Here is a 20,013-nt window from a genome sequence, read left to right as displayed (position 1 = left end):
CTGGCGAATCTGAGGTAATCGTCAATGCATGAGCCTCCCTCGCAACCTGAAATGAAAAAACGCCACGCAGGAGGTGGCAAAGTGATGGACAACAACTGCTCCATCCGCCCGGCGACCGAAGCGGATACCGAAGCCCTTTTCGACATCTGCCTGAAAACCGCGAACGGCGGCGACGATGCCAGCGCGCTCTATAGCGACCCGCATCTGCCCGGCTACATCTGGTCGGTGCCCTATCTCAAATTCGCCGAAGACTTTGCCTTTGTGTTGATTCAGGACAGGCGCCCGGTCGGCTATATCGTCGGCGTCCCGGATACCAGGGCGTTCGACAGAGAGTTGCAGGCGAATTGGTGGCCGTTCGTCCGCCAGGAGATCGCTGGCCTGACGGCCGCCCGTCCGCGCGACGCCGACGTGATCGAACGTATTCAAAACCCGCGCAGCGGCACGCCGTGGCTTCAAGACGACTACCCCGCGCATCTTCACATCAACATCCTTCCCGGACTTCAGGCAGCCGGTTGGGGACGCAGGATGATCAGCATTGAGCTTGAGGCGCTGAGAGATCACGGCGTCCGAGCGGTGCATCTCGGTGTCGATCCCAACAACCACCGCGCCAGGGGCTTCTACCATCACCTCGGCTTTTCCGAATTCGAACGGGATGGTTCCGTCGCCTTCGCGATGCGGATCGATGAGGGGTCCCGCTAGAACCGACGGCGCAGTATTGTTCATGACCTTGGCTCCGCATTTGCAGCGTCCAGCCCATATTTCAAGACGACCGCCGCCGGCATGGCACTCCAGCCCTGAAGCAGGGAACCGCGCCCATAAGGCGGCGAGAAATATTCCACCGCACCGATCCAGCCATTGTCGAGGCAGGTTTCCCACCAGCGTGTCAGTGCGTAGCGTGCACCCCCAAGTCCGTGGCGAAGGCGTTCTTCGGCATAGGCGCCATCCCAATACGGCCAGTCCGAGCCATTGTGGTAGCGGTAGGGAAAAGCGGTCTTGGATCGCAGATCGCCTTGCCGCTTGAATGGCGGATAGGCGCACATGACACCCCAGCTGCCATAGGGCTGTTGTTGATTGTTGCGCGTTTCCAGTCTGTTTTCAAAAGCTTTCAACAGGCCGACGGCCCTATGCTTCGAAATTGCGCTGAATCGCGACAAGGTCAGGCTGTCGAGAGCCAGATGATCCTCGATGAAAGCGCCAGGCGTTCCATAATCGATATATCCCGCCGTTGCCGGCACGAAGAGCCCGGCCTCGATTTCTTCACGGGCCAGATTTGCGGTCTTGAGCGCGCGTGCGGCAAGCGTCGGATCGTGGCCCTCGCCAAGCCTTGCCACCGCGTCCATGGCACCGACGAAAAGACCGAGGTCATAGGAGACGAGACCCTCACGATAGACGTTGTCGGCCCAGTCCCGGTCGTTGCGCGGTTTCAGCGGCAGAACGCTGTCAGCCCCGGCCAGGCCGAGATAGCGATCGGTGATTGCTCTGACGATCGGCCAGTGCAGTTGCACCTCTGCCAGGTCTTGCGTCACGCTGAAATAATCGCTTAGAAACAGAATGAAAAAAAGCGGGCTGTCGAAGTGATCGCTCCACCAGTCCTGCGGACGGTTGTGGTATTCCGGAACGGCTCTTTTGTGGTTTTTGGGATTGGCCTTGCTGTCGGCGACGAAGTGCTGCCAGGCCTGTGATTGCGCCGGCCCCGTCAAGATCACGCCGCTCGGGGCCTCTCCATCCGGCTGCACTCCCTTGGCGAGAATTCGGATCTCGTCGCGCACCGCCTCCGGTGCCAGCATCAAAAGAGGCTGCATCGTCCAGTAGCCGTCGCGGTAATAGGTTCGCGCCGGAGCACTATAGGCCTGCCCGGCGGCAAGGCCAGCGAAGGCCCCGTTTTCGTCGTGCCTGATGCTGGAAAGAGCGGCGTGTATCCCCTGGCTGACCATGCTGCGCATCAACGGATCGGCCTCGGGCATCCTGTCGCAACGCGCCGCATATTCAGCGGCTTCCCCGATGATGGCTTCGCTGGTGAGGCTCAACGCTTTCTCAGCTTCGTCTCCTGAGGCGCCGATGGCGATCCGCAAATCCGAACCCGACGTTTCGACAATGAGGACACCCCAGGCCATTTCGAAAGTCTGCCGATGGTGGTTGCGGGTGACCCTCACCCTGGCACCCTTGCCATCCGGCTCGTGCCACCAAGCGCAACGACGCGCAGGGTACACGCCCCGAAGGCTTGCTTGGCGGATCAGCATCACCGGTCGCGACTGCGCGACAAACACGCCGCCCTGTTTCGACACGACTCGGTTCGGGGCATAGGCATAAGGGCCGGTGAGTGGAGAAAATCTCACACGCCCCAGGCTGCCGGCTCCCCACAGGGCAAGATCAGCATATCCACCCGGATGAACATCGGCCTGAAGGCGCGGCGCCATGACAGGCAGTAAAACGGGCTCTTCGGCGAAAAGCTGTCCATCAGTCGAAGGCTTTATCATGGGCAGATCCCCGCACGCCAAGTTCAGCAGACAGCAGGACGAGAAAAAGAAATAGAGCCGAATAAGCCTAGGCCAGATCCTCTTCGGACGACCTTGGCGAGCGCATGTCTACCCGGACGAGACGTGTGGCGCATACTGCTCCTCGACCCTCTTTATATCACGCGCATTGGATTGCGCGTTGATCTCAGCCTACAGGCCGATCCCTATTTGTCAAGGACATAGACAAATTGCCGATCTTGCTATACTCAAATCCGAGAGGACGGCGGGGCTAAGCCTCCGAATTTCTCTTCTTCTTGATAATTATGATCTAATATCGCCCCAATTAAGTATGCGCTCCGAACTAATTGGATCGATCTGGCTGGATGGCAATGACATCTTCCGTCGTACAGACACCCATCGCACGAAAAATTTCAACCAATGCGGTGATCCGAACCATTTTGGCAAACGGGCCGATCTCCCGCGCCGATATCGCCAAGCTGACCGGTCTGTCAAAGCAGACGATTTCCGAGGTCGTGCGCGACCTCGAGGATGACGGATGGCTGAAACCTGTCGGGCAGACCGACGGTCGTCCAGGCCGGAATGCCATCATCTATGAAATCAATGCGAGGGCCGGACTGGCTGTCTCTATCGATCTCGGAGGCACCAAGATTGCCGCAGCCATCTGCGATCTGTTGGGAAACGTGGTTGCCGAAACCAAAGTGGCCACCGACCCGCGCGGCGGCATGCATCTCGTCAATCAATTCAGCGATCTTCTCGCTGAACTCGCGCTTGCGGCCGGGACCACCGCCGACAAGCTCCGTCTTGCCGTCCTGGGCACACCCGGCGTGCTCGATCCGGTCACCGGACACATCAACGTCGCGCCAAATATCCCCGGCATCGACGCCATAAATCTGCAGCAAGTCTTCAGCGACAGAATGGGTATCACCGTGATCGTGGAAAACGATGTGAACCTTGCGGCGCAAGGGGAGCGGTGGCAGGGACACGGTGTCGAAACCGGCAATTTTGCTTTCGTTGCCCTTGGAACAGGCGTCGGCATGGGCATCATCGCCAACGGAACTCTGTTGCGCGGCGCGCGTGGCGCGGCCGGCGAAATCGCCTATCTCCCGATCGGCGGGGATGCGTTCGATCCCGGCGGCTTTACGCTTGGAACCTTTGAGAGCGCGGTCGGCAGCGTGGCGATGCTGCGCCGCTACACCGGTTTCGGCGGGCGTGACGCATCCACCGTGGCCGATCTCTTCGCCGCGTTTGATGCAGGAGATACAAGCGCCGTGGCCGCAATCGAAGAGACGGCCAGGCTGGTGGCGGTCGCCATTGCGGCAATCGGAGCAACTCTTGATCCTGAACTGGTGATCACCGGTGGCAGCATCGGCTCGAGACCGGAACTCGTGGACGCCATCCGGCGTTTCCTGCCGCGTTGTACCCCTTATCCGCCGCGCATCGAGATCAGCCGCTTCGGAAACCGGGCCGCCCTTATGGGCGGCGTGGGGATCGCGGTCCAGCGCATGCATGATGATCTGTTTGGCGTAAAACTGAGGGACGTTTGAAGAATGCATGCAGCATTGCTTCGTTCGCCAATCAATCGCCGGGCCACTTGAGAAGCGCTGCAAATGCGCTAGATTTTCCACCATGATAACGGCAACGCAGATACGCGGCGCGCGCGCCATGATCGGAATGAGTATCGAAGAGCTCGCCGCCGCCAGCGGCCTGCCCGTGGAGACCGTGACGGCGCTCGAAAACGGTGAATTTGCGGGCGAGCCGCACGCGCTGTTCGATGTGCGCAGTACGCTCGAAGCGCACGGCATCATCTTCCTTTCCAGCGGCAATCAAGATGAAGGCGGCCCCGGCATCCGGTTGCGCGCACGCAGCTCCAGCGATGACGGCATCCGGCCGGAAAACCTCAACGCCGCCAACGACGACTGACGGAACCAATCGGTGCGCTCAGCGTTTCGCTGTCCCATGAACACATCCAGGGGCAGTCTCTTGAACCGAAGCAATGGTCTCTACGTCATCATCGGCGTTCTCGTCGTCGCCGTCGTCGGTCTCGGCGCCTACATCTTCCACGAGGAAAGCAAGCCGCAGGGGATCGAGATGAGCATCGGCAAGAACGGTGTGTCGATCGAGCAGAACTGATCGTCAGAGATAGGTTTTTGCAAGATCGGCGAGTTTGCCGCCGTCCTTCACGCCCTGCCTGTAGAGCTGAATGATGACCGCACCGATCCGCTCGGCCTCCGGTGTCGTCCTGGCCAGGCCGCGTTCGTCGCAGACCTTTTCTAGCACTTGCGACAGCAAATCGAGATCTTCCGAAAATAGCGGTAAATCATGCGGATGAATTGATGATCGTAACATCACGCCGCACATCCTCCGAGGGCAAACGCATTCACGCTTGCATCGCCGGCCGCCCTCCGCAACCGTCATAAAATCATTATGCGCGACGGTCCGAACTTTAGCAACTGCGCAAATTCCCGGGGAATAAAATTATGGAACAAAATTTTGTCCCGCGCGTTTGGTGGCGCTTGTAGCAGGAATCAGTGAGTGCAGACGTGAGCGAAATACGCTTTCCCTCCCCCGTCCGGGTCCTTTCTCCAAATAGCAGCCTGATCGTTTCCACCGTCTGGGAGGCCGTCGAATATCTGAAACGGTGGCCGAGCAAGCGCGGGCGCGATTATCGCGTTGCGCGCCAGCATTGCCTGGATGCGCTCGACGGACTGCGCAGCCCGCGCGCAGCGCAGGCTTCCTTCGTCACGGCAGCCAAAGCGGCAGGATTGCTGGTGTGAATTGCTCTAGCTGCTACGGCCGCTGGCGGCGAACTGGGGATGGATGGAGCCTTCCGTGATGACCTTGGCGGTCACCTCGATCACCTGCTCCTCGGCGAGTTCAGCGAGCGCGAGGGCGACATCGCCCTCCGACCAGCCGGCTTTGACGGCCTCTTCCGACAGAGCTTGGAAAGCGGCTGCGAGGGCCTGCCTGCAAGTGAGATTCTGCTTCATATCCGCCATGCGCTCGCACTAGGCTATTTCTGACAGGGATAATGTTAATCTACACATATTCGCCAGAAAGCGAAGAGGGTTCAGATCTTTTTCAAATCAAAATTGGGCTCTTAACTTCAAAGCTCTGTATAGCCTTAACAAAATGCAACAATCATCACCTCTCCCAACTGAGGGAGTACCAAAAAGAACTACAGGAACTATTTGCGACACACTCCCAAAGGGTATTCCGGCGCGTTATTTATTTTAAATGGTCGAAACAGCTGGAGCCGATACAGCGGCCCTTTGGTCCGCGAGAATGCGGCAATCTCAATTGCGGCCCGTTTTCAGCATCTTCCTGGCACCCTGTCAATCAGCTTCGCGGATTTCCCCGAGACGAGCGCCGGGACCGCTGGAGATCCCTTGGCAGCCGCGAACGCCTTCGGCGTTTATCACCTTAATACCACAACGACACCACACTGCCGTCAAAGTCCGCCGTACCATTGCGGCGGCTCACTTATCAGGAGGTAATATGTCTATCGAACTGGACGCGACTACCTATGTCCACGCCAAGCCGGCGACCGCCCATTCCTATATCTTGCCGGCCGTTGTCGATGTTCTCCAGAATAATTTTCAGGAGGCAAACGAGACTGCGGTCTTCGACCTCGGTTGCGGCACCGGCGGTGCTGCCGCCGTGCTGGCAAAAAAAGGTTACGACGTCGTCGGTGTCGATCCGTCCGAGGACGGCATTGCGAAAGCGAGAACGGCTCATCCCGATCTTCCGCTGGAGATCGGCTCTGGTTACGAAGATCTCTCCAGCCGGTACGGGACCTTCGATGCGGTGATAAGCCTTGAAGTGGTGGAGCATGTTTATGATCCCAAATCTTTCTCGGCCACCATTTACGATCTGGTCAAGCCCGGCGGCATCGCGGTCGTGTCGACGCCTTTTCACGGTTACTGGAAAAATTTGGCGTTGGCCGTAAGCGGAAAGATGGATGACCATTTCATGCCGCTCAAGGACCATGGCCATATCAAATTCTGGTCTCCCGAAACGCTCAGCACGCTGCTCGTCGAAACAGGCTTCGAAGACGTCGACTTCGAATATGTCGGGAGGATTCCGCTGCTGGCGAAGTCGATGATCGCGATCGCTCAGAAACCACACTGAAGACGGCGGAACGCCCGCCGTGTTTTCAATGGCGGCGCAGCAACTCGTCTGCAACATCAACAAATGACGTTTTCGTTCGGGACTTTTCCGGGGTTTTCGGTTCCCGTTTCAGCACTACTGGCCATGTCTCGTTCCGTTTTCCGCCGCCGGCGGGACGAAGAAAGTGACATTCTGACTGGGATTTCAAGGGGATAAATGGTCGGGGCGACTGGACTCGAACCAGCGACCCCTTGACCCCCAGTCAAGTGCGCTACCGGGCTGCGCTACGCCCCGACCTGCCGAAACGGCTTGCTTCGTTTAGTTTTTCAGCGCGTGCAATGCAAGCGGAAAAACCTTGCCTCCCACAAAAAGGAAGCGGTTTGTGCGAATGCTCAGATCGAGGCGAGTGCCAATCGGCCTTCAGCGGTTTGAATGGGCTGCCATGCCTGGTAGTTGGCGATCGAAAAATGCGGTGTTTCGAATGGGGTGGCGTGGGTTTCGGTGATGACGGTGACGTCGGCGCCGGCGGCTTCACCGGCGAGGATGCCGGCGACGGCATCTTCGAAGACCAGGCATTTCGCGGGATCGACGCCGAGGCGGCTTGCGCCGAGCAGATAACCTTCGGGGCTGGGCTTGCCTGATTTGACCTCCTGGCCGCTGACGATGACCTTCGGCATCGGGATGCCGGCGGTAGCCATGCGGCGCCTGGCGAGCTCAATCGGCGCCGAGGTGACGATTGCCCATTTGCCATCGGCAATGGCGGAGAGGAAGCGGATGGCTCCCGGGATTTCGACGATGCCGGAGACATCCTCCATCTCCTCGGCGAGCAGCAGATCCGACTCGTGGGCCGGATCGACGCCGGGCAGGCCGAGCCCGCGGATGACGTCGGAGGCACGGATGCCGTGGATGGTCTTCAGGAAAACCTCCGGTTCGAAGCCGTGGCGCCTTGCCCAGTCGCTCCAGACGCGTTCGACGACGGCGATGGAATTCAGGAGGGTTCCGTCCATATCGAAGAGGAAGGCATCATAGGACCTGTCGAGGACGTCATGGCGAGCGGGCACGGGCTTTTCCTTGAAGCATGAGGCCGGGAAGCATGAGGCCGCGGCGGCCCCTGCGCAGGCGAGTAGCGGAGAGCGGCGGCGGCGTCAACGTCAGTCGTTGACGTCCGGATGGGTGACGTTGCGGACGTCGGCAAGGCCGCGGGCGGCATCACGGCTGCCGGTCGCGGCAGCGGCTTCGAAGATACGGGTCGCATCGCCGTACATTTTGAGATTGAGGTAGCAGTAGCCGCGCAGAACCATCAGGTCGATACGTTCCTGCTGCAGCTGGGCACGCTGATCGAGATAGATCAGGGTTTCGCGATAACGGCCGGCATCGAAGGCCGAAAGCGCCCGGTCGGCGAGGATCGCCACCTGAAGCTCGGCGGCGCGCTGTCGGTTCTGTGGCGCCTTGGTGGCCGCGACGGCAGCATTGCCGGAAAGGCCGGCGCGCAGATAGGCAAGACTCTGGCCGTAGGCCGCGTCTTCACGGACCTTGCGGGCCGGGCTCTGCAATGCCGCCTCGAAGGCCGAGATCGCCTCCATCGGCCGGTTGATATCCATCAGGCACCAGCCGCGCGACAGGGCGTCGGCCGGGCTGAGCTGCCCTGCATCGATGGTCGTCGAGCAGCCGCGTGTCTGGCGCGGACCGCGCTGGACGGTCACCGTCTGCAGCGAAGGCCTTGCCGCGCCAACGGCGACTTCCGGCTCCGGCTGCTGTGCAGGTCCCTGCTCGGCTGGGAGCGGTTGAGCGGCGGTCGGACGCGGCGACTGCGTCGGCTGAACCGGCTGCTGCGGAGCGAGCGTCCCCTTCTCTGTCGCGACCGCATTCGGCGTCAGCGAGGAGGTATCTTCGAGTTTGGTGATCCGGGTCGACCGGCCGGCCCAGGCGCGCTGGAGGTCGAGCACGCCCTTGCGGTCGCTCAACTGCTCGCGGGTGATGACAAGGCCATAGGCGGACGGTTCGTCATCAGGTTTCCAGGCAAGAGCCGTCTCGAACCAGCGTGCGGCGGTCTGGAACTGATTGAGTGAACGGGCATACCAGCCGAACTGCTGCGCCGTCGGCGCGTATTTGCGGGCGATGACTTCGGCGGCGACGCGATGCAGCACATCCTCGGCCAGATCGGCCGGCGGCTGCAGCGCCATCAGATTGGCGGTGGCGGCGAGATAGGTTGATGTTGCATCCTCGGAATCGGCGCGCCAGCGGAACATCACCTCTTCGGCTTCCTGCGGCGCCTTGCGGGCAATCAGCGCCAGCGCCAGCCCCTGCGAAGCGGCCGCCGAATCTTGCTTGGCGCGGGCGGCGCGGAACCACTTCTCGGCATCGGCATCGTTGTTGCGGCGAAGCTGATACCAGCCGAGCAGCAGCGCATCCGAGGCAAGACCCTCGGTCGCGGCGAGCTTTTCGAGACGGGCGACATAATCGGGCGCGATGGCGAGATTCGGATCGTCATTGCCTTCGGCCATGAAGCGCCGGGCGAGGTTGTCGCGGATCGCATCGAATTCGCTGCTGCCCTCACTGGCAGGCCTCTCCAGCGCGAGCAGCGCCTGCATCGGCTGGTAGGCAAGCAGCGTCGAGGCTTTTTCGACCGTCGCCTGCCGCTCGGCCGGATTGGGGCAGTTCTTCAGGATATAGGTGTAGGCGTCCTGGCCGCGCTGCGTCCTCTCGGTCCGGATGAAGGCTTCGGCCACGCGCCAGAGAATATCGATCTCGCTGCAGGTGAGCAGGCTCGGCGTTGCGGCAGCGGTATCGACCACCGTCGCAAATTGCTTGAGGTCGGACGCATTGATGAGGCGGGCGCGGGCCTCGGCGACATCAAGCCGGTCGAGCAGATCGGCCGGCGGCTGCCATCCGGCATCGGCTGCCTGGCGGTCGGCGATCGCCTTGCGCAGCTCCGCATAGCGGCCATCGGAATAGAGTTGCCACATGGCCTCGAGCTGTTTGTCGCCATTCTGCGGCACGGCGAGCGGATCGGCCGGCGGAACCCAGTTGGGGTAGAGCGCCTGAAGGCGGGAGATTTCGGCCTGCAGGCGCAGCTTGTCGCCGCGGCTGGCGAAATAACGAAGCGCACTTTCATCGACGGCGGGCGGCGGCGGCGCCGCAGCCTGTTGCGGCGTGGGCGGCTCGGAAACGATGGGGGGCGTGACCGGCGCCGGCGGGGCGGCCGTCTGCGGTGCCGCAGGTTGTGATGCCACAGGTGGAGGGACTTCGGGCTGCTGTGCTGCGGCATCCGGCGCGGATGTATCCGGTGCCGGCGGCGGCGAGGAAGTGATTGCCTCGATCTTGTCGGCGACGAGCTGCGCGTTGAATTCGGAATTGCCGCCGGGAGCATCGGCCGGCTTGATGCGGCCCATCATCATCAGCTCCGGCACCGGCTTGCCGGCAGGCCCAAGGCCGAACCGTTCCTGCAGAGCGGCACGATCCTTCAACCCGGTGACGAGGGTCGCCACCACGACTGCCGCTGAAACCGCCACGAGGGAAGACTTCACAGACACTCCGGATGCTTCTCCCCGATATAGGCCAGCCCCAGCAACTGGAGCGTAGACGGATAATAGAGTGCGGGCGCAAATTGCAGGGCCGAGCCCGGCAGCTTGGTCCCATCGATTACACAGGCCACAACATCGTTAACAATTCTATAACCCGGATCCGGCAACACGGCCTTCGGCCGGCCGGTGGTCAGATCGAAGGTGGCGGGAACACCGTCTTTCGACATCCCTTCGCGCAGGTGGGTCAGCAGCGCCTTGTCGGTGACGCCGCCGCGAACGAGATAAAGCGGAATGCGAATGGCGTTATAGGCAAATTCCGCGTCGAAACCCTGGGCCGGCTGCGGCTGACCGCGCAGGCTCACCCATTCGGCGGGAAGCTTGCGCGGGCCGAACTGCATCGTCTTCAGCAGCGCCACGCCATCTTCCGACAGTTGTTTCCAGGCATCCGACGGAGCGAGCGCCGCCATCACCGGAATAGCCTCGTAAATCCAGTAGGACGGGTTGACGACGGGACCGTCGTCACGGTCGCTGCCGGTAAAACCCTCGCTTCCCGGCAACAGGAGCGTCCGGCCAGCCGAGCGCACGACGGTTTCGGCAAGCAGCGCCTGCGCCATGCGGGAGGCGGCAAGGATATAGTCCTCGCGTTTCCACGCCGTGCCGGCCAGCGCCAGCGCATAGGCGATCAGCATGTCGCCATCCGAGGCGTTGTTGGTGTCGGTGACGTGCGGCTTGACGTTCGGATCCCATTTCCAGACGGCCAGGCCATCGTCGCGCAGCAGCAGTTCGGTGCGGGTAAAATACCAGATCTGCTCGAAATCGGCGGGGCTAGCGGCGAGATAGGCGAGCAGCATGCCATAGCCCTGCCCTTCGCTGTGGCTGATATTGCCGTTGCCGTTGTCTACGATACGGCCGCTCGCATCGAGAAACTTCGCCTTGTATGCCGACCATGCGCCGGCATTGATCATCGCCTGCTGCGCAACGGCGGGCGCTCCAGCCGGAGCGAGCGCGACCGATGCCGCAAGCAGGAGCGCGCGTAACCGTCTCATTTCGACCGACCCAGCCTTCCGAGCATGCTTGAGGTGGTGACCCCGATCAGCAGCACGAAGACGACCAGCAGGAAGGCATAGGAGAGGATATTCGTCGACAGCCAGTTGGCGGCGATCAAGCGGTAATTGGAGATCGACCAGGGGGTGGACGGCACGAAATCGAAACGGGTGACGGGCACGGTCTCGATCTTGCCTGTCTTGCTCGAGTAGGTGGTGATGTGGCCTGATATCTGCGGCCAGTTCAGCTGCGCGGTCAGAACCTCCAGCCCTTCGCGCAAATCCTTCGCCGACGGCGCCGTCACCACGGTCCACGCGCCCGCCCCCGCGGGACTGGAGCCCTGGGCCACCAGGAGCGTGTCGACGTTGGACGGCGTGAAAATCTCCTCGGCGCCGGGCACGAATTGCAGCGAACTGCGGGAGATATCGAAATTGCGCGACACCCATTCGCGGAAAGCCGTGATCCGGTTGTGCAAGACACCGCCGCTGACCTTGGAATTCCATTCCTCAAAGGCCGTACCGGTATCGACGACGCTCGCCTGCGTATCGGCCACCGGACGCCACGAGGCCTGGCTCTCCGTCGAAATATTGGCCTGCGACAACGCGGTGGCCGGCATCTGCGAGACGGAGCCGATGAAGATGGCGTCGCGATCGCCGATCATATTCGGCGAGGCGACGGTGTCGACGTCAATCGGATGGCCGGCCGTGATCGCCATCTGGCCGAGCAGCGTGGCGGCGGCCGAAAGCGTATCGGCATCGACGCGGTCGATAAAGAGCGGCGTCGGCTCGGTGGCCCGACCATAGGGATAGGCGGTGCCGGACATTGCCGCCAGATTCGGACGCTGACCGACGCGGGCAAAATCCGGAATCTGCAGCTCGGATGTGTCGAACAGGGCAAAGCGCGGCGTCGCACCGGCCGTGGCGCCCGGCGCGCAAGCCGCATCGTCCTTGGTCATCAGGATCGCCTCGATCGCCACCGAATTGAGACCGGGCTTGAAGTGCCGCATCGTCACGCGGATCGGCAGATGACGGAGAATGCCGCCGGTGGTGGTGGTAATCGGCACGGTGGAGGCGATGTTGTCGTTGACGTAGATATCGATGTGGCTGCCGGGCAGCACGTTATCGGTATAGGCGGCGTCGAGCAGCACCTTCGCCTCGCCGTAGGCATTGGCATAAAAATCGGCCGGCACGGCAACATTGAAACTGGTCCGCAGCCGCCGGCCGGAGAATTCGGTGGTCTTCACGCCGAGTTGGGACAAGGCGATGTTCGTATCGGAAAAGACCAGCGGCGCGTTCGGCGCGCTCCAGCGCTCGGTCGTCAGCACGTCGCGGCGGACATCCGAGGACCTGTCCGTCGGCGAGACGATGGTATCGATCGCCGAGGAGACCGCCTGCCAGGAGGGGCCGCTGATCAGAAGCACCGGCGAACCGCTGCGCGGATCGGTGGCGAAAGCGGCGAATGCCGCACTTTCGGCGCCGGGCGGCAGGCTGGGAAAGAGCGGCCGCAGCTCCGCCGCGGTACCGACGAGCACGCTGAGTTTACCTGGCCCGGCGGCCGGAAGCGAAGCGGTGCTGAAGGCAAAGATCTGGTTCGGCATGCTGCTCAGCACCGACAGGCCCTGCGCCAGTCGCAGCAGCGGCTTGGTGGTTCCCGGCTGCTCCAGTGCCGGGACGACGATGTCGAACTCGGTCTTGCCGGCGCCGTTGACGCCGATGGCGCGGATCGCGTCGGCGCTCGACAGCTGGGCGGCATCCCTGCCGGCAAAGCTCAGATAGGTTCCGGCCGGATCGATGTTCGACCACAGCTCATAAGTGGACTGGATGCTGCAATCGGTGCGGTGGCGCTGGGCGGCCTCGAAGGTGACGAGATTGGCGCCGGGCTGCAGCAAACCGGGCGGAACCTGGAAGGTGACGGCCGACGGTCCATCCGGCGAGCCGACGCGCTGTTGGCCGATCGGGCGGTTGTTGAGATAGACGGTCACCGCCGATGCCTCAGGCGCGACGACGATCGCATTCTGGTAGGCGAAGGTAAAGCTTGCCTTGGCCGCCGCCTGTTCCGGCGTCAGATAGACCGACCATGACCGGCGATCGTATTCGCCACTGAGATCCAGTTTCGAAAAGGGCACGACATAGCGACGGACATCGCCGGAGCGCGGCGGCGCTGCGGTATTTGCCGCCGCGGCTGGCTGGAGCGCGGGTGCTGCCAGTTGCGGCTGGACGACAATCGTCAGAGGAACGGCTGCGGGAGCAGGAGCGGCCGGCGTTGCAGGTGCGGGTGTTACGGAAACCGGAGGCGTGCCGGGAGCGGGTGCAGGGGCTGTCGGCGGCGTGGGTGGCGTCAATCTCGGGGTAACGGATGCCCCGGGTGGCCGCTCGCCGGACATGTCGAAGGGCGCCGTCTGCGCCTGGGCAAAGGCGGAGGCACTCAGCAGGAGAAGCGAGGCGGCGACGATCCTTCTCATCCGGCATTGACCTTTGCCGCCCGCTGCTGGGCTTCCCGCTCCGGCCGCATGCTGCGGAAGAAGTAAATGAGGCCCCGGCTCGTCTGGTAGAACGACAGGCCGAGGAACCAGATGGTGCCGCGGATCAGGCCGGGATTGCGGCGGCGCGAGGCCTGAAACTCGGTCCACTGACCGGAATTGGCAAACATCAGGTCGGCGATCAGGCGATGGTCGAGCGCGCTTTTCGGCACGTACTGGCAGCCGACATTGCTGATGTCGCCCGACAGCTCGATGTTGCGGACGATGAGCGGCAGGGTTTCCAGATCGGCGCCGCTATAGGGCCGGAAGCGGATTTCGCCGAGTGCGCCGACCAGCATCTCGTCGAGTTGCTTGTTGAAGATGTGAAGCCTCGCACCGTGGACGGAAACGTCCTCGATCGAAGCCGCGTACCACTTGCCGTTGGCGCCGAATTCGCAGCGCCGGTTGACCCGGACGCGGCGGGACAAGGCGCGCTCGCCGCGTTCCGACACGACACCCAGCGCGCAACCGGCCATGATCAGGTTGATGAGGTTCCAGCCGCCGACGACGAGCGTGACGTCGGCCTTATAAGGCTCGGCATAGATCCTGTAGATGGTGATGATGAGCGCGACGATCTGTACCGCAAAGATGACGAAGAACGGACGGCTGATCTCCGACAGACGGCTGACGGCGATCGATTCATCCTTGGCGGTGACCTTGAAGGTCGGCTTCCTCGGATTGAGCATGACGGAGACCACGGCCGGCAGCAGATGTACGGTCTGGACATATTCGTACAGCTCGGAAATCCAGGGCCAGCGGAACGACCCGTAGAGGTAGTTCTGCATCATCAGGTTCACGAGCATGTAGGCCAGCGTATAGGCAAGGAACTCGCCGCCGGAGGCGGTGAAGATCTCCAGATCGAAGAACAGGTAGAAGAGCGGCGCAAACAGGAAGATCGTCCGCGGGAACGGGAAGAGCCAGAAAAGCGTAGACGACATGTAGCAGAAGCGCTGCGGGATCGTCAGGCCGCGCTTCAGAAGCGGGAAGCGAAAGCGCAGGATCTGCATCATGCCCTGCGCCCAGCGGCTGCGCTGACCGATGAAGCTTGCGAAGGTGGCCGGCTGCAGGCCGGCGATCAGCGGCTTGTCGACATAGATGCTGTTCCAGCCGCTGCCATGAAGCGCCAGCGCCGTCTCGCAATCCTCGGTGATGCTGATGCCGGAAAAGCCGTTCTGGGATTCGAGCGCCTTGCGGCTCAGAACCGCCGCCGAGCCGCAGAAGAAGGCGGCGTTCCATTTATCGAGGCCGCGCTGGATGATGCCGTAGAACATCTCGTTCTCGCTCGGCATCTTGTCGAAGGTGCGCAGATTGCGCTCCAGCGGATCGGGATTGATGAAGAAGTGCGGGGTCTGGACGAGGAAGAGCTTCGGATCGTCTTCGAAATAACCGACGGTCTCGAGCAGGAAATCGCGAGCCGGCGCGTGGTCGGCATCGAAGACGGCGATGAGTTCGCCGGTCGAATGTTTCATGCCGTTGTTGAGATTGCCGGCCTTGGCGTGCTCGTTGCGGTCGCGCGTGAGGTAGCTGACGTCGAGATCCTGACAGAGTTGCTTCAGCTCGATATGGCGGGCGGCAGCCGCCTGGGCTTCGAGCAGCTTGCCGGAATTGCGCTTCTGCAAGGTGCCGCCGTCGTCGAGCAGCCAGACATGCAGCTTCTCGGCCGGATAATCCATGGCCTTGGCGGCGGCGAGCGTGTTTCCAAGAAGCCCGGCATCCTCGTTATAGGACGGTACGAAGACATCGACATGCGGCAGACGCCCGGGATTGGCGGCACGCGAGGGGCGCGGCGGCAGCGGTGTGGCGACGATGAAAAGGCTGAGCGCCAGCATCGCGACGCTATACATTTCGGCGAGATAGAGCAGCAGGCCGGGAATGAAATTCTCAGGCTGGTTCATAGGCGGCAGCGTATTGGTGGTGCGCCAATAGACATAACGCAGCACGATCGAAGTGCCGAAGGCAAGCGCCACGAGGCGCCACGTCCCCTCGCCCTTCAAGACCTTGATCACCGCCATGACGGTTACCACGGTGATGCTGGTGATGAGCTGGGTCTGCAGGTTGACCGGCAGCGTGATCAGCACGATCAGGCAGAGCGAAACCACGGCCCATATGATGACACTGCGGGCTTTGCGCATCGTCGTTCCTTCGAAGTTGCTCAACCAGGGCGCCTTCCGGCGCCCCTGGCATGCTCACTATTTCCGGCAGGCGGCCGTCATGGCCGCGTCGCCTATACAGTCCGGCGAAGGCACGGTGACGCCGATCGCCCTTGCCGATTGTTGGTTCGGCGCAGGCGCGGCATCCGGCTTTGCGCTCGTCTGTGGCGCCTCGCCCGGCAGCGGCACGCGCGGGCCAATGGGCGCGGGCATAGGTGCTGCGCCTTGAGCCGGTTGCGAGGTCGGGGTCTTGCGAAGAGGCGTTGCCCGCGGCCCGCTGACAATCGCGGGCGCCGGCTCATAGCCGATCGGCATCGGACTGGCGCGATAACCGCCCTCGTCGGGATAGATCGGCGCGCCGCTGCGCCCGAGCGCACCATCGGCGGGCGGCGGATTGCCGTAAGGATTCCAGATCTCGCCGTCGAACGTGCCTGATACGGTGTAGCCGTAGACAATGCCGAGCAGCTGACGCTCGGTAGCACTCGCATCGCAGAGACGCAGACGCAGCTGGATCATGCCGAAATTGCGCGCCTGGGTATTGGCGGCGGCACTCGACCGGATCTGTTGCCAGGCATAGATGCAGGTGTCGCCTGCGCGGCTGCGGCCGGCGGCATAGCCGAAGGGCCCATAAGCGTTTTGCAGGAAGGTCGCCGAGGTCGCCATCGGCACACCGGGGGCCGAGCGGGCCACCTCGCGGGTAATGCCGCTCTCGTTGATCATGCTGAAGCCGGCATTGCCGGTGCCGGGATTGGCGCCGGAAGCGCCGAGGAACTGGACCTTGAGGAAATTCTGACCGGGCACGGCGGATGAGGTAAACAGCGAGATCGTCTGCTCGACGCCGTTGCCGCGCTTGCGCTCGACGACGCTGACGATCGACGGGCCGCCCGGCGGCGGCAGGACCAGCGCCTTTTCAGGCGCCACGGTTTCCGGCCCGGAAGGCTGATGCACACCGCCGGTCGACGTGCAGCCGGCCATCACGCCTGCCACGGCCATCAGCGATATCGTCTTCCGCAAACGCATGTTTCGAGCCGCCGCAATCGTCTTTTCAGATATCCATTCGCGAACCGAAACGCGACGGACCTTCGAATCAACGACCACCCGGCCGTTCATCCGACATAAACCGCCAGCATGGTTAATGAAGAGTAAAAAAGAACGAGCCGCTGATATCACCGGAGGGAATCACACTGGACGTTATTCGGACAGCTCAACCGTATGATGCACAAACCAGTTTCGCAACACCTCAACCGCTCTCATTGCGCGTGTCTCCGTCCGGCAAAAGTCAGTGGGGAACTATGCCGCATGGCCGGCGTTGCGTTGATGTCTGGGTAGGAAAAGGAGAATATCCCATGCGCAAGATCATGCTGGCTGCGGCCGCCATGCTGACCATCAGCTCCGCCGCCTTCGCGCAGAGCACCGTCATCGTCACCGATCCCGCACCGACCGGCTCCGTGGTATTGCCCGGCGAAGTGCGCACCTATGTGATGGAGCAAACCGCGCCGTCCGTCGTCTATGAAGGCGATATCGCAGTCGGCGCGACACTGCCCGATACCGTCGAAGTGCATACCGTGCCCAACGTCGACGGCTACGGCTACACCGTCGTCAACGAGCGGCGCGTGATCGTCGAGCCGAAGACGCACCGCATAATCCAGGTCCTGGAATAATCTGATCTAACCGTGGACGTGCGGCCGTCTAGAACAGGATGATTTTAGGCCCGGCCAGCCTAAAATCTAAATCCTGTTCTAAATTAAGGAGTAGAACATGATGTCGTGCGAAAACCGCACACACTTTTCGGCATTATGATCTAGCGGCTTCACGTCCGCTCATCTTCCATCCTCACCGGCACATTCAGAAGTTCACGAATCTTGTGGGCGAGCTGCTCCAGGCTGAAGGGCTTGGCGAGCAGGGAAACGCCGTGATCGAGCACACCATTGTGGACGATGGCATTGCGGGTGTAGCCCGTCGTGTAGAGGATCCGGATCGCCGGCCATTTTTCCTGGACGACATCGGCAAGCTGGCGTCCGCTCATCTGCGGCATGACGATATCGGTGAAGATCAGGTCGACTGCCGCATTCTCCTCCAGAAGCAAAAGCGCCTCCATACCGCTTGCCGCCTGCAATACGGTGTAACCGAGTTCATGCAGGCTTTCTGCGGTCATGGTGCGGACGTTCTCATCATCCTCCACCACCAGGATCGTATCGTTGACGCTGCCCTGAGGAAGCGGCTGAGCGCCGGCGGCGCTCAAGCGGGCGTCCGTTGCGCCGACATGACGCGGAAGATAGATCTTCACCGTCGTGCCCCTGTCGATTTCCGAATAGATCTTGATGTGGCCGCCGCTCTGCTTGATGTAGCCGTAAACCTGGCTAAGGCCGAGACCGGTGCCCTTGCCGGGTCCCTTGGTCGTGTAGAACGGGTCGAAGGCGCGCTCGATCACCTCCGGCGACATGCCGGTGCCGGTATCGGTGATGCTGATCATCACATACTGGCCGGCCTCCACCTCCGAATGCATGCGAGAATAGCGCTCGTCGAGTTCGGTATTGGCGGTCTCGATCGTCAGATTTCCGCCGCCCGGCATGGCATCACGGGCGTTGACGGCCAGGTTCAGAATAGCGTTCTCGAGCTGGCTCAGATCGGCAAAGCTTGGCCAGAGGCCACCGGCGAGCACGGTCTCGATCCGGATCTGCTCGCCGAGCGTGCGCCGTAGCAGCTCGGACATGCCGCCGACCAGCTTGTTGAGGTCGATCACTTCAGGCGCGAGCGGCTGCTGGCGCGAGAAGGCGAGAAGGCGCGCGGTCAGAACGGCCGCCCTCTGCGCGCCGTCTTTGGCGTTCTGGATGGAATTCAGCAGCCGGGGATCCTCGTTGCCGGTCAGGCGCCGCTGGGCGAGATCGAGGTTACCGATGATGATCGCCAGCATGTTGTTGAAATCGTGAGCGACGCCGCCGGTCAGCTGTCCGATCGTCTCCATCTTCTGCAACTGGCGGACCTGCGCCTGAGCGGCAGCATTCTCTTCCATCTCGTGCCGGAGCTCGGCCGTGCGCTGGACCACCGTCTCTTCGAGGCGCGTGTTGAAGCTGTTGAGCTCGTTGCGAAGGCGGCTCTGCCGCTCATGGGCGATAATGATCATCTCCATCAGGCCGACGATGATCGCGGCATTGATGAGATAAGTGGAAAGACCGACCCATTGGCCGGCGCTGACCGGCCAGAAGATATTGTGCGGCTCGACGAAAAATTGCTGGACGATGAAAGCGGCAAGCATGGCCGCGACAAGGCCCGGCCCGGCGCCGCCGATGAAACTTGCGAGCAATATCGCCGGAAGGAAGCTCAGGAAGGGAAAGCCGGAGAGATAGTCGCTGGCGGCAAGCCTCAAAAGAAACGTCAGGCCAACGAAGGCAACGGCAAGCGGATAGGTAAAACCCGGCCTGTGACGCAGCCAATCCGTGGCACTCAGCAAATCCATCCGACACCCCTTCTTACAGCACCGCCATGTCTTTTCAGACGCGCAAAAGACGCTGTAACACTTTGGATTTCTGCATAATTTTATCCCGAAATCGATTCGGATTTCAGGAATTATGCAGCAAGTGGCCGTTGCGCGGCCGGCATCCCAGCTTTTGCACATCGAATTTCAACCGGCAATATGCTGTTTCTCACACTGCCGGGCACGACGTCTTGACGAGCCGTGCAAGCGGTCCACATAAACCATCATGCCTACGCATCGTGCTTTCCGAAAATCAGAATCGATTTTTGGAAAGCACGATGCGTGGGTTTAAAGTGTCGGAGCGTCCTTTGTGCATCCGAAAGGACGCACGGCGCTCTAGCAAGGGGCAATGGGTGAACCGGATCATGAAAGACATATTCATCGTCGAAGACGACGCGCTGATTGCCATGCTGCTCGAGGACATGCTCGCCGATCTGGGTTACCGGGTCTGCGCCAGCGCGCCCGATCTGGAGCGGGCGCTGGCAACCGCCAGGGATACGGAGTTCGACGCTGCCATACTCGACGTCTCGCTGGCCGGGCAGAGTTCACTGCCGGTCGCAAAGCTGCTCGACGAACGCGGCAAACCCTATCTCTACGCGACGGGATACGGCACCGCGCCTGATGGCAGCAGCCCCAGCACATTGCCCGTGCTGCAAAAACCCTTCCAGCTTAGCGAACTCGAACAGGCGATGAAGCGACTGACCGAAGCCTGAAGCGG

18 protein-coding genes and 1 tRNA gene are annotated in these 20,013 nt (G+C 61.7%); 8 read left to right on the top strand and 11 right to left on the bottom strand.

The features are described from left to right. Positions 1 to 84 precede the first annotated feature (84 nt). Positions 85 to 699: a GNAT family N-acetyltransferase gene (locus ACMUVN_RS14895; RefSeq protein WP_414815269.1), complete on the top strand. Its 615-nt coding sequence runs from the start codon at positions 85 to 87 to the stop codon at positions 697 to 699. 20 nt (positions 700 to 719) lie between these two features. On the opposite strand, the gene ACMUVN_RS14890 is transcribed toward ACMUVN_RS14895, so the two are convergent. After that, entirely contained in the window at positions 720 to 2,477 is a 1,758-nt protein-coding gene (locus ACMUVN_RS14890) for a glycogen debranching protein (RefSeq protein ID WP_414815218.1), read from the bottom strand. A gap of 362 nt (positions 2,478 to 2,839) precedes the next feature. On the opposite strand from ACMUVN_RS14890, the gene ACMUVN_RS14885 reads away from it, so the two are divergent. The 3 genes from ACMUVN_RS14885 (at position 2,840) to ACMUVN_RS14875 (ending at position 4,607) form a co-directional block, all read left to right on the top strand. Next, the gene (locus tag ACMUVN_RS14885) at positions 2,840 to 4,021 is read left to right on the top strand and encodes an ROK family transcriptional regulator (RefSeq protein ID WP_414815217.1); all 1,182 of its coding nucleotides are present in this window, start codon (positions 2,840 to 2,842) and stop codon (positions 4,019 to 4,021) included. A gap of 82 nt (positions 4,022 to 4,103) precedes the next feature. Continuing rightward, on the top strand, positions 4,104 to 4,397 hold the full coding sequence (locus ACMUVN_RS14880) for a helix-turn-helix domain-containing protein (protein ID WP_047616439.1): 294 nt from the start codon (positions 4,104 to 4,106) through the stop codon (positions 4,395 to 4,397). A gap of 60 nt (positions 4,398 to 4,457) precedes the next feature. Continuing rightward, positions 4,458 to 4,607: a hypothetical protein gene (locus ACMUVN_RS14875; protein ID WP_047616637.1), complete on the top strand. Its 150-nt coding sequence runs from the start codon at positions 4,458 to 4,460 to the stop codon at positions 4,605 to 4,607. A gap of 3 nt (positions 4,608 to 4,610) precedes the next feature. On the opposite strand, the gene ACMUVN_RS14870 is transcribed toward ACMUVN_RS14875, so the two are convergent. Next, positions 4,611 to 4,823: a hypothetical protein gene (locus ACMUVN_RS14870; protein WP_012756917.1), complete on the bottom strand. Its 213-nt coding sequence runs from the start codon at positions 4,821 to 4,823 to the stop codon at positions 4,611 to 4,613. A gap of 194 nt (positions 4,824 to 5,017) precedes the next feature. Here ACMUVN_RS14870 and ACMUVN_RS14865 point away from each other — a divergent pair, with 194 nt between their 5' ends. Beyond that, positions 5,018 to 5,251 (top strand): DUF982 domain-containing protein, encoded by a 234-nt coding sequence (locus tag ACMUVN_RS14865; protein ID WP_047616438.1) that lies wholly within the window; start codon positions 5,018 to 5,020, stop codon positions 5,249 to 5,251. Positions 5,252 to 5,257: 6 nt separating this feature from the next. Here the strand turns inward: ACMUVN_RS14865 and ACMUVN_RS14860 are convergent, their stop codons facing one another. Next, on the bottom strand, positions 5,258 to 5,473 hold the full coding sequence (locus ACMUVN_RS14860) for a hypothetical protein (RefSeq protein ID WP_047616437.1): 216 nt from the start codon (positions 5,471 to 5,473) through the stop codon (positions 5,258 to 5,260). 499 nt (positions 5,474 to 5,972) lie between these two features. On the opposite strand from ACMUVN_RS14860, the gene ACMUVN_RS14855 reads away from it, so the two are divergent. Further along, positions 5,973 to 6,605: a class I SAM-dependent methyltransferase gene (locus tag ACMUVN_RS14855; RefSeq protein WP_063474285.1), complete on the top strand. Its 633-nt coding sequence runs from the start codon at positions 5,973 to 5,975 to the stop codon at positions 6,603 to 6,605. Positions 6,606 to 6,801: 196 nt separating this feature from the next. Here the strand turns inward: ACMUVN_RS14855 and ACMUVN_RS14850 are convergent. From ACMUVN_RS14850 to bcsN, 7 genes are all read right to left on the bottom strand, one after another. Next, a tRNA-Pro gene (locus ACMUVN_RS14850) sits at positions 6,802 to 6,878 on the bottom strand. A 98-nt stretch (positions 6,879 to 6,976) separates the two neighbouring features. Next, positions 6,977 to 7,645: an HAD family hydrolase gene (locus tag ACMUVN_RS14845; protein ID WP_414815216.1), complete on the bottom strand. Its 669-nt coding sequence runs from the start codon at positions 7,643 to 7,645 to the stop codon at positions 6,977 to 6,979. Positions 7,646 to 7,735: 90 nt separating this feature from the next. Then, on the bottom strand, positions 7,736 to 10,111 hold the full coding sequence (locus ACMUVN_RS14840; protein WP_414815215.1) for a cellulose synthase: 2,376 nt from the start codon (positions 10,109 to 10,111) through the stop codon (positions 7,736 to 7,738). Then, positions 10,108 to 11,154 carry a glycosyl hydrolase family 8 gene (locus ACMUVN_RS14835; protein WP_063474282.1) on the bottom strand — a complete coding sequence of 349 codons (1,047 nt, stop codon included), beginning with the start codon at positions 11,152 to 11,154 and terminating at the stop codon, positions 10,108 to 10,110. The genes ACMUVN_RS14840 and ACMUVN_RS14835 overlap by 4 nt, the downstream gene beginning before the upstream one ends. Continuing rightward, on the bottom strand, positions 11,151 to 13,613 hold the full coding sequence (locus tag ACMUVN_RS14830; protein ID WP_063474281.1) for a cellulose biosynthesis cyclic di-GMP-binding regulatory protein BcsB: 2,463 nt from the start codon (positions 13,611 to 13,613) through the stop codon (positions 11,151 to 11,153). The genes ACMUVN_RS14835 and ACMUVN_RS14830 overlap by 4 nt, the downstream gene beginning before the upstream one ends. Next, positions 13,610 to 15,802 carry a UDP-forming cellulose synthase catalytic subunit gene (bcsA, locus tag ACMUVN_RS14825; protein ID WP_414815268.1) on the bottom strand — a complete coding sequence of 731 codons (2,193 nt, stop codon included), beginning with the start codon at positions 15,800 to 15,802 and terminating at the stop codon, positions 13,610 to 13,612. The genes ACMUVN_RS14830 and bcsA overlap by 4 nt, the downstream gene beginning before the upstream one ends. Before the next feature lie 57 nt (positions 15,803 to 15,859). Next, positions 15,860 to 16,840: a cellulose biosynthesis protein BcsN gene (gene bcsN / locus ACMUVN_RS14820; protein WP_063474334.1), complete on the bottom strand. Its 981-nt coding sequence runs from the start codon at positions 16,838 to 16,840 to the stop codon at positions 15,860 to 15,862. A gap of 326 nt (positions 16,841 to 17,166) precedes the next feature. On the opposite strand from bcsN, the gene ACMUVN_RS14815 reads away from it, so the two are divergent. Continuing rightward, positions 17,167 to 17,481 (top strand): DUF1236 domain-containing protein, encoded by a 315-nt coding sequence (locus ACMUVN_RS14815; RefSeq protein ID WP_063474280.1) that lies wholly within the window; start codon positions 17,167 to 17,169, stop codon positions 17,479 to 17,481. A gap of 149 nt (positions 17,482 to 17,630) precedes the next feature. On the opposite strand, the gene ACMUVN_RS14810 is transcribed toward ACMUVN_RS14815, so the two are convergent. Then, a complete protein-coding gene (locus tag ACMUVN_RS14810; RefSeq protein ID WP_047616423.1) occupies positions 17,631 to 19,277 on the bottom strand; it encodes an ATP-binding protein in 1,647 nt (548 codons plus the stop codon). Positions 19,278 to 19,660: 383 nt separating this feature from the next. Here ACMUVN_RS14810 and ACMUVN_RS14805 point away from each other — a divergent pair, with 383 nt between their 5' ends. Continuing rightward, positions 19,661 to 20,008 (top strand): response regulator, encoded by a 348-nt coding sequence (locus ACMUVN_RS14805; RefSeq protein WP_018447482.1) that lies wholly within the window; start codon positions 19,661 to 19,663, stop codon positions 20,006 to 20,008. Positions 20,009 to 20,013: the final 5 nt, after the last annotated feature.

Source organism: Rhizobium sp. IY2, from assembly GCF_047532935.1.
GTDB lineage: Bacteria > Pseudomonadota > Alphaproteobacteria > Rhizobiales > Rhizobiaceae > Rhizobium > Rhizobium anhuiense.
The sequence above is the reverse complement of the archived record's forward strand: the minus strand, read 5'-3'. Positions and strand labels throughout refer to the sequence as shown.